We start from the raw sequence: 15,303 nt of genomic DNA, 5'->3' as shown, positions 1-15,303 counted from the left end.
TATCTATCCTCCGATATAGCAGAAAGAGGCTGGAAGAAGGGTTCCGCCTCTTTATTTCTTTTACAATTACAAGGTACGAAGCGCATCCTCTAGCGCTGTTTTTTGTTGGGTTTGGGCATCAATCTCTTTGATAATGCGAGCTGGAACACCTGCTACCACCACGTTTTCTGGGACATCTTGGGTAACAATAGCTCCTGCTGCAACAACTGAACCACTACCGATTTGGACCCCTTCGATAACTACTGCATTGGCACCGATGAGAACATTGTCTCCAACACGGACTGGTTCTGCGCTAGCTGGCTCAATCACACCTGCAAGAACCGCACCTGCACCAACGTGACTGTTTTTCCCAACGATAGCACGGCCACCAAGGATGGCACCCATGTCAATCATAGTTCCTGCACCAATTTCAGCACCGATATTGATAACAGCCCCCATCATGATAACAGCATTGTCTCCAATTTCAACTTGGTCACGGATAATAGCACCTGGCTCGATACGAGCGTTGATAGCACGTTTGTCTAGCAAGGGAACTGCAGAATTGCGAGCATCTTGCTCAACAACATAGTCTTGATTTTCTACCAAACCATCGAGAAGCGGAGCCACGTCCTTCCAGTCTCCGAATAGAACATTTCCTAGTTTGACAACAGAGCTAGGTACAGCAGTTGCGAGTTGTCCCTCAAATGTTACTTTCACACTGGTTTTCTTTTCAGCATTGGCGATAAATTGGATAATTTCTTGAGCGTTCATTTTTGTAGCAGTCATAGGCGCCTCCTAGTTCATTTTAATGATACCTATTCTACCAAAAAAGGCCTCAAATTTGAAGCCTTTTTGTTTGTTTTTAGGTATGATTTTTAGGGATGTGAGATAAAACGTGCTGTCGGTAAAAGCAAGCCCCTACCGATACAACCTAAAAACACTCTTCACAACTATCTCCCCGTGTTTTATTGACTATTCTAGTATAGCACACTTTTAGAATTAAGAAAAGACTTTTTATTTACTTTCTTTCGCTTCTTCTATCGATAGGAAAATCATAGGTAAAATAATCAAGGCCATAGCTAGAAGAAGGGACCAATCCACTACTAAACCTAAAAATAAAACACTCAAAAGGGCAGAAGAGAGAGGTTCACTGGCACTAATAACGGAAACCACCAAAGGAGAAACCAAGGACACAGCCTTCATGGAAATAAAAAAAGCAAAAGCTGTCCCAAAGAAAGCAATAATGAGACAAATCAAGATACTCCAAATATCAGGAGTAAAGGAGAGCTTGTAAACAGGGGAAAGGACATTGCTAAACAAACCTGCCAAAATCATCCCCCACCCAACCGTGGGAACAAAACCATAACGCTTCGCAAAAGGTTGAGGTAAGATAACATTAAACATGACCCCCATGGCACTCAGCAAACCCGTCACAAGTGCTAGTGGTGTCATGGATAATTGAGAGAGATCTCCCTTTGTCGCCATCAGGCAAACACCCAACATGGCAACCAAAACATAAAGAATAGCACTTTTTGACGCTCGTTTTTGATAAACCAAGCGATTGTAAAAGAGGATAAAGACAGGGCTAATAAACTGTAAAATAGTTGCTGTCGCTGCATTAGAATATTCTACGCAGAGGTAGAAAAAATACTGAACTGAAAAAATCCCCAAAATAGCATAGGCTAAAAAGGGTAGGTAATTTTTCTTATCTCGCCAAATATCTAGCACTTGCGATTTTAATTGCACTGCAGACCAAATGAGCACAAGACTCCCTGCCAGTGTCAAACGCATAGAGGTAATCCAGCCAGAGGACACTTGATAATGAGTAAAGAAATATTCTCCTAAAATTCCACAGATTCCCCAGATTAAGCCGGATAGGAGCGAATAAATAGTTCCTTTAACAATCTTTTTCTGATACTGATTCATACCTTTATTGTAACACGAAAGGAAAAAAGAAAAAAGTGGCAATCAATGCCACTTTCCTATCTTCTACTATTTGGTTGTGTAGATGATGAACTTGATGTACTGCTAGAACTACTACTTGAACTTGGTGTAGATGAGAAACTACCAATAATACTTGACCAAGCATTTTGGTAATCTGCTTCACTTCCTCCAATAGCAAAGTGATAGCTTGTCGTAGGAGCTCCCGCCTTATTAGCCCAATAACTCGTTACAGTAGCCCCTGAAAGATCCACCGTTTTTCCATTAACGGATACTTTGCCCGGCTTTTGCCCTGTAGATTTGAGGACCTGAGATTGGGTCACACTAGAATCAAGATTAAAGCGTTCATTGCCCCAAACACCAGGCTCAGCCTGTTGGATAGCATTGACCAAGTAAGCCATATATTTGGCATTTCGATAATGCCCAGCCCCCTTAGCCATCGGGCGGTTGTCATCATGCCCTAGCCAACCACCTAGAGTCAATCTTGGTGTTGACAGCATGAGCCACATATTTTCATCTTCATTAGTTGTACCAGTCTTACCAATCCAGTCTGCACGAGCTAAGCTTGAATTGATAGAAGCCAAATCCGTTTGGAAACTTGAAGTGATTCGAGATGAAATCACCTCACGAAGCAAACTCTGCATAATTGTTGCCGTTGCCTTCGAGTACACTTGAACTGGTTTGTCTTGGAATTCATAGATTACTCTACCATCAGATGATTCAATCTTAGAAATCACATGTTTCTGATGATAAACACCGTTATTAGCAATTGTTTGATAACCATTGGTATGCTGGGCAACTGTGACTTCAATACCACCGCCCATAGGCAGACTTTCGATACCGTACTCCGGAATCTCGTAACCCATTTTCTCCATATAGCCCTTGACATCAACACCCTTCTCACGAAGCATACGATAGGTCCAATAGGCTGGGATATTCCATGAATAGTTCAAGGCTTCTCCCAAAGTCATCATGCCTGTACCTGGACTATTTACATACATGATAGGATTTCCATTAGAGAATTTTGTTGGATAATTGGACAAGATACTAGCGCTTCCCATCAAACCTTGATCAATGGCAATACCGTAGGCCAACAAAGGCTTGGTTGTAGAGGCTGGCGAACGCTTGGTGTCGAAGGCGTGATTGTTTTGGTTGGTCTGGTAATTACGACCACCAACGAAACCTAGAACAGCCCCCGTTTTATTGTCCATCAAAACATTTCCTACTTCAGGCTGCCCAGTCGAATCATCCACCAAACGACCGTAGTTAGCAACTGCATTTTGCATGGCTGTATGGATTTTTTTATTGATCGTTGTAGTGATTTTGTAACCACCCTTACTTAGTTCCTGCTCCGCTCGCTCATGATAAGCCTTTTGAACCGCTTCCTTTTTCAACTCTTGGCTAGAGACATTGTCCTGCTGAACCAAATAATCATACATACGATCTGTCGCTTCAGACATAGCCGTAAAGTAAAGGTAATCTCTCGAAACAGCATTAACAGTTCCCGATGGCAAGAAGTCTTGTTTGAGATTATAATTCTTGTACTGGTCGTATTCTTCCTTAGTTAAAGCACCCGTACGGTACATGTTATAGAGAACATCCTTTGCCCGTTTCAAACCAAGTTCTAAGTCCGCATCACTCTTTAACTCTCCAGTATTTTCATAAGGAGAATAAGTAATCGGACTCTGTGGCAAACCTGCTAGGAAAGCAGCTTGGGGAATACTCAACTTGTTGGCATCGATACCGAAAATCCCTTCAGCAGCTTGCTGGGCACCTGCAATATTTTGTCCTTTATGATTTCGACCAAAGGGAGCAACATTGAGATAGGTGGTCAAGATTTCATCCTTGCTCATGCTGCGTTCCAAGGCAAGGGCATCGACAATTTCTGTAGCCTTACGAGCCAAAGTCGGAGCATCTCCGACCACTTGTTGTTTGATTAACTGTTGGGTCAAGGTCGAGCCCCCACTAGACGAGCCCAAACCTGCAAAAGTTCCCAAAGTCGCCCGAATCACAGCTTTGGGCACAACCCCTTTATGTTCAAGAAAATGTTCGTCCTCAGTAGCAATGATAGCCTTTTTGAGATTGTCTGATATTTCCTCAGATGAAACGGAAGTTCTCAGTAGATCACTCTCGATAGAAGCAATGACGCTCCCATCTGCATAAACAATTTCTGAGATAGAAGAAATATTTTTAACCTGCTTGACCAAGTCCTTCGATTGGGGGACCTTGGCTTTATCAAACAAAGCAACCCCATAACCAAGAGCTAGACCAGCACCAAAAAGCCCACCGATAAAGCCTAGAATAAAGAGCGTATTCAAAATTCCCTTGATAGCAACTAAAATGCTACCTAGAATAGACAGAATTCTCCCACCTGTCCCATCCAACTTCTTCTCTTCTGAGACTTTCTCTGATTTTTTATGATTTATTTTTGATTTTACTAGCTGGAAAAATTCCAGCATTTTTCGTTTTAATTCATTTAATTGATTTTGCATGGATTTCCTCACTTTATCTATTATACCATAAAAGGTAAACTTTCAATAAAATAGCCACTTTCTTCCCTATTCTACTAGGCTATTGCCCAAGTTTGTGATACAATAGGTAGAAACAATATTTTTAAAAAGGAGAAAAGACATATGCACATTTTTGATGAGCTAAAAAAGCGTGGTTTGATTTTTCAAACGACTGATGAAGAAGCTTTGCGTAAAGCCCTAGAAGAAGGTCAAGTTTCTTATTATACTGGCTACGATCCAACTGCTGACAGCCTTCACCTAGGCCACCTTGTCGCAATCTTGACAAGTCGTCGCTTGCAACTAGCAGGTCACAAACCTTATGCGCTCGTTGGCGGTGCTACAGGTCTCATCGGAGATCCGTCCTTCAAAGATGCTGAACGTAGTCTCCAAACAAAAGACACAGTAGATGGCTGGGTCAAGTCTATCCAAGGACAACTGTCTCGTTTTCTTGACTTTGAAAATGGTGAAAATAAAGCTGTCATGGTCAACAACTACGACTGGTTTGGCAGCATCAGCTTCATTGATTTCCTCCGTGATATCGGAAAATACTTTACTGTCAACTACATGATGAGCAAGGAGTCTGTGAAAAAACGGATCGAAACAGGAATTTCATACACTGAGTTTGCCTACCAAATCATGCAAGGTTACGACTTCTTCGTTCTTAACCAAGACCATAATGTCACTCTTCAAATCGGTGGTTCTGATCAGTGGGGAAATATGACAGCTGGTACCGAATTGCTTCGTCGTAAAGCTGACAAAACTGGCCACGTAATCACTGTTCCATTGATCACAGATGCAACTGGTAAGAAATTTGGTAAATCAGAAGGAAACGCAGTCTGGCTCAATCCTGAAAAGACTTCTCCATACGAAATGTACCAATTCTGGATGAACGTGATGGACGCTGACGCTGTTCGCTTCTTGAAGATCTTTACTTTCTTGTCACTTGATGAGATTGAAGACATCCGTAAACAATTTGAAGCAGCTCCACACGAACGCTTGGCTCAAAAAGTCTTGGCTCGTGAAGTCGTTACACTTGTTCACGGCGAAGAAGCTTACAAAGAAGCCCTCAACATCACTGAGCAACTCTTTGCAGGAAACATCAAAAACCTTTCTGTCAAAGAACTCAAACAAGGACTTCGTGGCGTGCCAAACTACCAAGTTCAAGCAGACGAAAACTTCAACATCGTGGAACTGCTCGTGTCATCTGGTGTAGTTAACTCAAAACGCCAAGCCCGTGAAGATGTCCAAAATGGAGCTATCTACGTAAACGGTGACCGCATCCAAGACCTTGACTATGTCTTGAGTAACGCAGATAAGTTAGAGAACGAACTGACTGTTATCCGTCGTGGAAAGAAAAAATATTTTGTATTGACTTACTAAACTGTTCAACATTTACCTATAAAAAAGGAGTTAACCTCGAGAAAGGTAACTCCTTTTTGTTGTTGATATCCACATCTATCTAGCCTTAATAGACAGGCTACGCAGGACTATGCGTAAGGTTGTTAGATTATGTAAGATAGAGAGATTTGAAGGACTGAGCCAATTAAACAAGCCAAAGCCAATCAAACTACTATTTACGACAACGGTATCTTGAATATTCTTCTTGATGAGTGTTTGCAAAGATGATGATAGCGAATCCAACTCTTGGAAGAAATCCAAACGATTATCTAACAATAAGATATCACTCATCTGCTTAGAAATATCTGCACTCTCATTCATCACCACACCGATATCTGATAGGGTTAGAGCAGCTGAGTCATTCAAGCCATCTCCAACCATCAAAATAGTGTGACCTGCTTTATGCAGTTCCTCTACTAACTCAAATTTCCCATCAGGTTTCAAGTCTGTATAGACCTGATCAAAGGGCAAATCTTTGACTAATTCCTCTGTCCTAACCAAGGTGTCCCCTGTTGCCAGAATCAATTTTTTCCCTTGTGCCTTAAGTTTCTCCAAGGCTGCTTTTGCTTCTTTTCTCAAAGGAGTATGAATGCAGAACATTCCAATCAATTCATTCTGATAAGCCAAGAATAAGAGATTGTAGTGACTCTTGTACTCTTCAATTAAAGCATTTTGTTCTGAACTGATATGAATCTGCTCATCCTGCATCAAGACATAATTCCCAATAAGAACTGGTTGCCCATCTATATGAGATTTGATCCCCTTGCTTGCAATATATTGGAGTTTCCCATGCATTTCCTCATGTTCAATCCCCTCTATCTCAGCTTGCTTGACGATGGCATTAGCAATAGGATGATAAATGTGTTCCTCAAGACAGGCACTGATTCTGAGAATATCTTCCTCACTATAGTCCCCAAAAGGTAACACCTTTTCAACTATAGGATAACTAGTTGTGATTGTTCCCGTCTTATCAAACAAGAAAGTATCAACTTCCAGGTATTTCTCCAGAACATCTCCATCCTTAATCACCATTTCACGATTCAACCCCTCCTTGATAGCTGTCAAATAAGCTACAGGAGTAGAGATTTTCAAAGCGCAGGAGAAATCGACCAATAGGAAAGAAATAGCCTTAGAAAAAGAACCTGTCAATAGGTAAGTCAGCCCAGCCCCCAAGAAATTATATTTGACGACCTTATCCGCCATCTTGATGAAATAGCGTTGTTTCGTTTTCTTGTTTTCTTCAGATTTCTTCATCAACTCAATCAGTTGTAAAATCCGGCTGTTCATCTGATTATCGGTTACACGAATGCGTAACTCTCCAGTTTCTAATACTGTATTTGCACAAACCAAATCAGACTCTCTTTTTTCAACTGGAAAACTCTCTCCCGTCAAGGAACTTTCGTTGACCATACCTAAACCTGAAACTACTTGTCCATCAAACAGAATTTCATTTCCTTGAGATAGGACCAAGACATCTCCTATTTGAACATCGGAACTCTTGATACTAACAACCGTATCGCCCTGTACTAAGAATACATCGCTCTCTTTTGCAAGAAGGCTTTGTTCTAAATCTGTTGCAGTTTTTTTCAAGGACCACTGATCTAAATGATTCCCCAAATCAAGCATAAACATGATATTGCTAGCTGTCTTGGATTGGTTCATAAACAAGGACAATAAAATCGCCGAACAGTCCAAGACCTCCATCGTTAGTTCCTTACGCGCTAGTGTTTGATAGGCTTCTCTAATATAGCCAAAAGCCTGATAACAAGTCCATATATAGCGAATAGGATACGGCACAAAACTACGAAAAAGTATACGCTTAATCGCTGCACCTGAAACAATAGAATAAGCACTCTCTTCTCTACGAATGGGAAGAGTCATCAACTCAGAAACTTTCCCTTTATCAATTCTTTTTAAAAAGGCTTCTGCATTATCTAATACAGAAAAGCCTTCTTTTATACGTAGAGTAAAGTGCTGTTGATCCATGTAAAACTGGATAGACTCAATCCCCTTTTCATCTCTCGCCAAGGAACGAAGATAGTCTTGAATATCCAAGGTGAGTGAAAAAGAAGATGATAGTCGGATATGTTGGTATCCTCTATGTAGCACTTTAAAAGACATATTATTCTCCTATAAGGCTATCTAATTGCTCTTCTTTTTTCTCTTGCTCGTACAAATATTTGGCATCTTGCAAGACATCGTCTCCATGTTGTTTCACAACAGAAACAGATGCATCTAGCCCGTCTTTCAACTTGTAAGCCTTAGCCAAAGCTTTAGAATAACCTTTTTTAGCTTCCTTACTTGCTAAGATTTTCAAGCCAAGGGTACCAAATGCGACACCACCCAAAAAGAGTGATGATTTTTTCGCAACTTTTGCAACGGTTAATACTTCTTTTAACATACTTATTTCCTCCTTATCATTATTATATAGAAATTTCGATATAAAAGCAATTTTATTCTATAAATTGGAGAATTAGTTTTATTTCTACTGAATCTCCCATCTACTTATTCCTAAAGTTGCTTTCATTTGCCTCTTTTGATACACTTAAACTATGAATACAAATCTCAAACCCAAACTTCAACGTTTTGCTTCTGCTACTGCCTTTGCCTGTCCCATCTGTCAAGAAAAGCTACCTCTAGTAGCTAGCAGTCTCAAGTGTAGCAATCACCATTCTTTTGATCTGTCAAAATTCGGCTATGTCAATCTGGCACCTCAAATCAAGCAATCTGCCAACTACGACAAGGAAAACTTCCAAAATCGCCAGCAAATCCTAGAAGCTGGATTTTATCAAGCTATTCTAGAGGCTGTATCTGATTTACTTTCAAACTCAAAAAATGCCAAAACAATTTTAGATATCGGTTGTGGTGAAGGTTTCTATTCTCGTAAACTCCAAGAAAGCCATCCTGACAAAACCTTCTATGCCTTTGATATTTCCAAAGATTCAGTCCAAATCGCTGCCAAGAGTGAACCAAACTGGGCAGTCAACTGGTTCGTTGGTGACTTGGCTCGTCTTCCTATAAAAGACGCCAGCATGGATATCCTGCTTGATATCTTCTCACCTGCCAACTATGGAGAATTTCGTCGCGTTTTATCCAAAGACGGTATCTTGATAAAGGTTATTCCAACTAAAAATCACCTCAAGGAAATCCGTCAGAAGGTACAAAACCAACTGACAAACAAGGACTATTCCAACCAAGATATCAAAAATCATTTCCAAAACAACTTCACTATCTTATCCAGTAAAACTGCCTCTCTGACTAAGACTATCACAGCAGAGCAGCTTCAAACCCTACTCAGCATGACTCCTCTCCTCTTTCACATCGACCAGAGCAAGATTGACTGGAGCCAACTAACAGAGATTACCATTGAAGCAGAGATTATGGTTGGGAGAGCATTCTAAACTAGACTTCCCAAAGGTATAAAACTTACCGAAAATCTTCAATATTACAAAAACGCATAAGAACAGGTGGTCAAAACCTTAATCTTATGCGTTTTGTTATAGTTTCCATACATATTAAGTGGAAATAGTTGAAACCAGTTCTTTTAATAACCATTGAATACCATATATTACATTTACCCCAAATATGATATAGGCCGTATAAATCAAGTATTTCGATTTCTCCCGCCTCAAAGAATAAATCTTGTACAAGATAAACAAATTTAAAATAATAAATAATAGAGACAAAATCTTCCCTCCAAAATCAATCCTAAAAGTACACAGTTAAGCATAGCCCTAATCTTTATTTTCGATTCGAGATAACAAACTTATCAATAAATAGTAAGTGAAATAAGGCAAGTACAGACCCCCAGAAACTACCTCGAAGAGAGATTTCTTGATGATTGAGAGGAAACAAATCATGGTTACCTATATAGAGGCATGTCAAAATAACAAATACAATCCAAAATAAATCCGTCCATCTATATTTTGAAAAATATTTTTTAACATAATAGCACATTTTTCTTGACTACAATAACATTATATGATAAAATGTAAGCGAATACAAATAAAAAGAAATTGCCTTATTCAATTAATATTCCTATAAGAAAGCAGATGATTCCAATGTACAAACTATAATTATCAACCCTTAATATCCAACTTAGTTATGAAAGAATGGTAGGTGATCATTATCATGAAAAAAATACTAATTACTCTATTATTTAGTTGTTTAGCATTGTTTTATTTGCCTATTTCTGTAAACGCCGATACCACTAATGACCTTGTTATAAAATTCAACGAACTGCAATTTACTGTTGAGGATTACAATATCCCTAATCCAGAAGTAGTATATTCGAAATCAGGATTCAACGAAGTTGCAACTGTTATTGATAGTGATACTGGAAAGGTTGTTGAAACTATTGAATTTATTCCAGATCTCTCTCGATCTACAGTTACTTCACACACATTAAAAAGAAGTGCAACATTTGCTAGAACTACAGTTCAATTAAGTGTAAACATTGAATTATATAATGAGGGTTCTTTCCGTCAGATTAACTCAGTTCAAGGTTATTACTTAGGAATAACAAATTCTATTACAAACACATATATTGAAGGACAAAACGTTGATGTTTGGTCTCCAAAAGGATACCCCACAACAAGTATAAAGTATGCTTATAATGGTACTTTAACAGCAGCTATAAACAGTAGTGGTTCAGCTCAAGTTAAAGCAGAGTTGTTAGGAGCTGGATTTACATTTGGAGGTACTATTGGAGGTACATCATATTATAGAGTTCCATTTAATCAAAACGGAACTATTAGTCTATACAACTATTAGTCTATACTAACTTAGGAGGTAGTCGATATTATGAATGAAAAAAAACGTACATATTTTATTTGTGCAAGTATTATTATTTCATCTATAATTTTAGGACTCTTTATTTATAACGGACTTGACGTTTTGGGTCAATTTATAAACGATGGCCTCAGGGTAATTAATAGTAATAGGTAGTTAATAGAATTTAAATAAAAAAACGGTAATTTAGTGAATGAACTGCACCCCAAAAGTTAGACAGAAAAAATCTAACTTTTGGGGTGTTTTTATTATGAAATTAACTCATGATGATAAAGTTCAGATCTATGAACTTAGAAAACAAGGATATAGCATAGAGAAGCTTTCAAATAAATTTGAGATAAACAATTCTAATATTAGATACATGATTAAATTGATTGATCGTTACGGAATAGAGTTCGTCAAAAAAGGGAAAAATCGTTACTATTCTCCTGATTTAAAACAAGAAATGATTCATAAAGTCTTACATGAAGGCTGGACTAAAGATAGAGTTTCTCTTGAATACGGCCTCCCAAGTCGTACGATACTTCTTAATTGGCTAGCACAATACAAGAAAAACGGGTATACTATTGTTGAGAAAACAAGAGGGAGAGTACCTAAAATGGGACGTAAACGGAAGAAAACTTGGGAGGAAATGACAGAACTAGAGCAACTCCAAGAGGAGAATGAACGCTTACGTACCGAGGTTGCTTACTTAAAAAAGTTAAAAGAGCTGGAAGACAGGGACGAAGCCATACAGCAAGAAAGGCAGAGACAATTAGAGAAATGGCTTCAGGAGGATTTCGACTAGATTTACTTCTTGAAGAGGCTCGTTTACCTCGCTCAACTTACTACTATCAGTTGAAGAAACTAGATGGACTTGACAAAGATAAAGATCTTAAAGCTGAAATTCAAGCTATTTTTACTGAGCACAAAGGAAATTATGGCTATCGACGAATAACTCTTGAATTGAGGAATCGTGGTTTTGTAGTGAATCATAAGAAAGTTCAACGTCTGATGAAGCTCCTTGGTTTAATAGCTCGAATTCGTCGGAGACGAAAGTATTCTTCCTACCAAGGAGAGATTGGCAAGAAAGCAGAGAATCTCATTCAACGCCAGTTTGAAGCATCAAAGCCAATGGAAAAGTGCTACACAGATGTGACAGAGTTTGCCATTCCAAATAGCACACAGAAACTCTATTTATCGCCTGTTTTAGATGGATTTAACAGCGAAATTATTGCTTTTAATCTTTCTTGTTCTCCTAATTTAGAACAAGTAAAAACGATGTTGGAACAAGCCTTCACAGAGAATTACTATGAGAATACTGTTCTTCATAGTGACCAAGGCTGGCAATACCAACACGATTCTTATCATCGGTTCCTAGAGAGTAAGGGAATTCAAGCATCCATGTCACGTAAAGGTAACAGCCCAGACAATGGTATGATGGAGTCCTTCTTTGGCATTTTAAAATCCGAAATGTTTTATGGCTATGAGAAAACCTTTAAATCACTTAATCAATTGGAACAAGCTATTGTAGACTATATTGATTACTACAACAATAAACGAATTAAGGTAAAACTAAAAGGACTTAGCCCTGTACAATACAGAACTAAATCCTTAATCTTATGCGTTTTGTTATGCAAAAATCACTGGAGTTTCTATACACATTAAGCGGAAATCTTTGAAATCAGTTCTCTTAATAACCATTGAATACCATATATTACATTTATTCCAAATATGATATAGGCCGTATAAATCAAGTATTTCGATTTCTCCCGTCTCAAAGAATAGATCTTGTACAAGATAAACAAATTTAAAATAATAAATAATAGAGACAAAATCTTCCCCCAAAAATCAATCCTAAAGGTACACAGCTAAGCATAGCCCTAAACTTTATTTTCGATTCGAGATAACAAACTTATCAATAAACAGTAAGTGATATAAGGCCAGTACCAGACCCCAAATGCTACCACGAAAAGAGATTTCTTGATGATTGAGAGGAAACAAATCGTGATTACCTATATAGAGGCAGGTCAAAATCACAAATAGTATCCAAAATAAATCAGTCCATTTATATTTTGAAAAATATTTTTTCCACATAAAAACACCTTCTTTCCTATAATTATATTATAACACTTTATGTAAGCGAATACAAAAAATATGAGGTAAGCAACTACGAAGAAACATAAGGCTGAAATAAAGTGTTATGCGTTCACTGTATCTATGATTTCTATCTTTTTAAAACAAGATTGACCCAAACCCACAGCATTCAAAAAAGCGAATTTCAATCGAAATTCGCTTCATAGGAAAGTGTATTAGTATAAATCTTGTATCTTATACTCAATGAAAATCAAAGAGCAAACTAGGAAGCTAGTCGCAGGTTGCTCAAAGCACAGCTTTGAGGTTGCAGATAAAGCTGACGTGGTTTGAATTTGATTTTCGAAGAGTATTAGTTCAAGTGCCAGATATCTTCGTTGTACTGAGCGATTGTACGGTCAGATGAGAAGAATCCTGCTTTAGAAATGTTAACGATAACTTTATCCAACCATGCGTCACGATCTTCGTAGTCAGCCAACATTTGCTCTTTGACTTTGATGTAGTCTTCCAAGTCAAGAAGAGTCATGAACCAGTCTTTGTTGATTAATTCATTGTAAAGACGTTCCAAGCGCTCTTTGTTTCCAGCTGCAAGAACTGCATCGCTAACGATGAAGTCAACCAATGGTTTGATAGCTTCACGAGCGTAGAATTCGCTTGATTTGTAAGCTGCTTTTGCGTAAAGATCGATAACAGTTTCTGAATCTTCACCAAAGATGTAGATGTTTTCGTCTCCAACCAACTCAGCGATTTCCACGTTAGCACCGTCCATAGTACCAAGAGTCAAGGCTCCGTTCAACATGAATTTCATGTTACCAGTACCTGAAGCTTCTTTAGAAGCAAGTGAGATTTGTTCTGAGATATCACATGCTGGGATAAGGAAGCTTGCTGCAGTAACGTTGTAGTTTTCAACCATAACTACTTGCAAGTGTGGAGCTACTGCTGGATCGTTAGCAATAACTTCTGACATGCAAAGGATCAAGTGAATGATGTCTTGAGCGATTGTGTAGGCTGGAGCTGCTTTACCACCAAAGAAGATTGTGATTGGGCGAGCAGGGATGTTACCAGCTTTGATGTCAAGGTATTTGTGGATTACGTACAAAGCGTTCATTTGTTGGCGTTTGTACTCGTGAAGACGTTTGATTTGGATATCAAAGATAGAGTTTGGATTGATTTCTACACCTTGGTGTTCTTTCAAGTGACGAGCCAATTTACGTTTGTTGTGAGCCTTGATGCTTTCCAATTTTTCTTTGACAGCTGCTTTGTCTTCATAAGACAAAAGTTTTTCAAGCTCATCTGCTTCATGGTGCCAACCTTCTCCAAGAATCTCATCCAAGTAGTGAGACAAGCTTGGGTTAGCATGCATAAGCCAACGACGGAAAGTGATACCGTTTGTTTTGTTGTTAAATTTTTCTGGGTAAAGGTCATAGAAGGCTTTCAATTCAGAGTTCTTCAAGATTTCAGTGTGGAGCGCTGCTACCCCGTTAACGCTGTATCCATAGTGGATATCCATGTGAGCCATGTGAACACGTCCACTCTCGTCAATAATTTGAACAGCTGGATCTTTCACTTCTGCTTTCACACGACGGTCCAATTCTTCGATGATTGGTACCAAGTGAGGAACCACTTCTTGCAAAAATTCAAGAGGCCATTTTTCAAGGGCTTCAGCAAGGATTGTGTGGTTAGTGTAGGCAGTCATGCTACGAACGATTGAGATTGCTTCGTCAAGTTCGATACCGCGAGCAGTTAAAAGACGAATCAATTCAGGGATCACCATTGATGGGTGAGTATCGTTGATTTGTACAACTGCGTAGTCAGCAAGGTCATGCAAGTTGCTTCCTTTTTCGATTGCTTCGTCGATGATCAATTGCGCACCGTTTGAAACCATGAAGTATTGTTGGAAGATACGGAGCAATTCACCTTGACGGTCACTATCATCTGGGTAAAGGAAAAGAGTCAAGTTGCGAGCGATGTCCGTCTTGTCAAAGTTGATACCATCTTCGATGATAGAAGAATCAACTGAATCCAAGTCAAACAAACGCAAGCGGTTCTTAGTTTCTGTCTTGTAACCAGGTACATCGATATCGTAAAGAGTTGATGTCAATGTGAAGTGAGCGAATGGCACTTGGTAGCTACGGCTTGAGCGAACCAACCAGTTTTGCTCTGTCAACCATGCATTTGGAATTGTTTCTTGTTGGTTATTTTTAAGAACTTGTTGGAAAAGACCGTAGTGGTAGTTAAGACCTACACCGTCACCGTTCAAACCAAGAGTAGCAATTGAGTCGATAAAGCAGGCAGCCAAACGTCCCAAACCACCATTACCAAGAGATGGTTCCAATTCAACTTCTTCAACTTCAATCAAGTCTTTACCTGCAGCTGCAAGTTCTTTTTTAACATCGTCGTAAAGACCAAGATTGATCAAGTTGTTTGACAAAAGTTTACCAATCAAGAACTCAGCTGAGATGTAGTAAACTTTTTTCTTACCAGTGTTAACTGGTTTTTGACTACTTGCAAGCTTGCTGTAGTTAAGAAGAGCCAGGTAAAGCTCTTCATTGCTACATTCTGCAATGGTTTTATTGTAACGATTTTGTACAAATTCTTGTAGTGATAACAT

Annotated in this window: 12 protein-coding genes; 4 read left to right on the top strand and 8 right to left on the bottom strand. The window is 38.8% G+C overall.

Features of this window, described 5'->3' with window-relative positions; translation table 11 throughout:
* Positions 1–66: 66 nt before the first annotated feature.
* The 3 genes from dapD to pbp1b form a co-directional block, all read right to left on the bottom strand.
* On the bottom strand, positions 67–765 hold the full coding sequence (dapD, locus tag N8N51_RS07235; RefSeq protein WP_000127460.1) for a 2,3,4,5-tetrahydropyridine-2,6-dicarboxylate N-acetyltransferase: 699 nt from the start codon (positions 763–765) through the stop codon (positions 67–69).
* A gap of 228 nt (positions 766–993) precedes the next feature.
* Positions 994–1,905: a DMT family transporter gene (locus N8N51_RS07230; protein WP_024056840.1), complete on the bottom strand. Its 912-nt coding sequence runs from the start codon at positions 1,903–1,905 to the stop codon at positions 994–996.
* A gap of 56 nt (positions 1,906–1,961) precedes the next feature.
* Positions 1,962–4,412, bottom strand: a complete 2,451-nt coding sequence (pbp1b, locus tag N8N51_RS07225) for a penicillin-binding protein PBP1B (RefSeq protein ID WP_261103894.1) — start codon at positions 4,410–4,412, stop codon at positions 1,962–1,964.
* Between the two features lie 141 nt (positions 4,413–4,553).
* On the opposite strand from pbp1b, the gene tyrS reads away from it, so the two are divergent.
* Positions 4,554–5,810 (top strand): tyrosine--tRNA ligase, encoded by a 1,257-nt coding sequence (tyrS, locus tag N8N51_RS07220; protein WP_261103893.1) that lies wholly within the window; start codon positions 4,554–4,556, stop codon positions 5,808–5,810.
* 75 nt (positions 5,811–5,885) lie between these two features.
* Here the strand turns inward: tyrS and N8N51_RS07215 are convergent, their stop codons facing one another.
* Both N8N51_RS07215 and N8N51_RS07210 read right to left on the bottom strand, forming a co-directional pair.
* The gene (locus tag N8N51_RS07215; RefSeq protein WP_261103892.1) at positions 5,886–7,949 is read right to left on the bottom strand and encodes a heavy metal translocating P-type ATPase; all 2,064 of its coding nucleotides are present in this window, start codon (positions 7,947–7,949) and stop codon (positions 5,886–5,888) included.
* Position 7,950: 1 nt separating this feature from the next.
* Positions 7,951–8,229, bottom strand: a complete 279-nt coding sequence (locus tag N8N51_RS07210; RefSeq protein WP_000910910.1) for a DUF6110 family protein — start codon at positions 8,227–8,229, stop codon at positions 7,951–7,953.
* A gap of 151 nt (positions 8,230–8,380) precedes the next feature.
* Between N8N51_RS07210 and N8N51_RS07205 the strand changes: the two genes are divergently transcribed.
* On the top strand, positions 8,381–9,229 hold the full coding sequence (locus N8N51_RS07205) for a methyltransferase domain-containing protein (protein ID WP_261103891.1): 849 nt from the start codon (positions 8,381–8,383) through the stop codon (positions 9,227–9,229).
* 340 nt (positions 9,230–9,569) lie between these two features.
* Here N8N51_RS07205 and N8N51_RS10490 read toward each other — a convergent pair whose 3' ends face one another.
* Positions 9,570–9,785, bottom strand: coding sequence for a hypothetical protein (locus N8N51_RS10490; protein WP_314725850.1), 216 nt, complete (start codon positions 9,783–9,785; stop codon positions 9,570–9,572).
* Between the two features lie 174 nt (positions 9,786–9,959).
* On the opposite strand from N8N51_RS10490, the gene N8N51_RS07200 reads away from it, so the two are divergent.
* On the top strand, positions 9,960–10,601 hold the full coding sequence (locus tag N8N51_RS07200) for a hypothetical protein (RefSeq protein WP_049547225.1): 642 nt from the start codon (positions 9,960–9,962) through the stop codon (positions 10,599–10,601).
* 268 nt (positions 10,602–10,869) lie between these two features.
* Positions 10,870–12,266, top strand: a protein-coding gene (locus N8N51_RS07195; protein WP_261103890.1) for an IS3 family transposase whose coding sequence is annotated in 2 segments (ribosomal slippage) — positions 10,870–11,302 and positions 11,302–12,266 — 1,398 coding nt in all. Because the reading frame shifts where the segments join, the coding sequence is not laid out codon by codon here.
* A 222-nt stretch (positions 12,267–12,488) separates the two neighbouring features.
* Here N8N51_RS07195 and N8N51_RS07190 read toward each other — a convergent pair.
* Both N8N51_RS07190 and glgP read right to left on the bottom strand, forming a co-directional pair.
* Entirely contained in the window at positions 12,489–12,695 is a 207-nt protein-coding gene (locus N8N51_RS07190; protein WP_261103889.1) for a hypothetical protein, read from the bottom strand.
* Between the two features lie 349 nt (positions 12,696–13,044).
* Positions 13,045–15,303: a glycogen/starch/alpha-glucan family phosphorylase gene (glgP, locus tag N8N51_RS07185; RefSeq protein ID WP_000950172.1), complete on the bottom strand. Its 2,259-nt coding sequence runs from the start codon at positions 15,301–15,303 to the stop codon at positions 13,045–13,047.

The organism is Streptococcus mitis, assembly GCF_946188685.1.
Classification (GTDB): Bacteria; Bacillota; Bacilli; order Lactobacillales; family Streptococcaceae; genus Streptococcus; species Streptococcus mitis_CC.
This window is presented reverse-complemented; position numbering and strand designations above follow the sequence as displayed.